Genomic DNA, 547 nt, shown 5'->3' with positions numbered 1-547 from the left:
TGCTGATCTTCTTCATCGTCACCACCTCGTTCGTCAAGGAGTCCGGTGTGGAGATCAACCGCCCGAGCGCCAGCACGGCCGAGACGGTGAAGAAGGGGAACATCATGGTCGCGGTCCGCGAAAACGGCCAGGTCTGGGTCGACAAACGGGTCGTCGAAGTGGGCGCCGTGCGTGCCAACATCGAGCGGCTGCGAGCGGAGAATCCGGAGAGCGCCGTGGTGATCCAGGCCGACACCGAGTCCCGTTCCGGTCTGGTGGTCCAGGTCATGGATCAGATCCGCATGGCCGGTGTCCAGAACATCTCCATCGCGGCGAGCAAGAGCAGCTGATGCCGGAGCGAGCACCATGAGATACCTGATAGCGATAGCGGTCTCCTGTGTGGTGGTGTTCTTCCTGTTTCTGGGAATGAACAAGCTCATCACGCCGGATCACCGGGAGCTGACGGAGAGAGAAGACGTCACCATGACCGACTTCATTCGCCTCAAGCCCCAGGAGACCCTGCAAGAGAAACAACGGGAACTGCCCAAACCGCCCCCCCCGAACCGCC

The 547-nt window shown here is 61.4% G+C and carries 1 protein-coding gene and 1 pseudogene; both read left to right on the top strand.

What is annotated here, in order from left to right; genetic code table 11:
• A partial coding sequence (locus BN1127_RS13870) for an ExbD/TolR family protein (protein WP_042649863.1) occupies positions 1-329 on the top strand: 329 nt, incomplete at its 5' end.
• A gap of 16 nt (positions 330-345) precedes the next feature.
• Positions 346-547, top strand: a pseudogene (locus BN1127_RS13865) (sugar ABC transporter substrate-binding protein); the annotation flags it as partial.

It is taken from the genome of Aeromonas media (assembly GCF_000819985.1).
GTDB classification, from domain to species: domain Bacteria; phylum Pseudomonadota; class Gammaproteobacteria; order Enterobacterales; family Aeromonadaceae; genus Aeromonas; species Aeromonas media.
The sequence above is the reverse complement of the archived record's forward strand: the minus strand, read 5'-3'. Positions and strand labels throughout refer to the sequence as shown.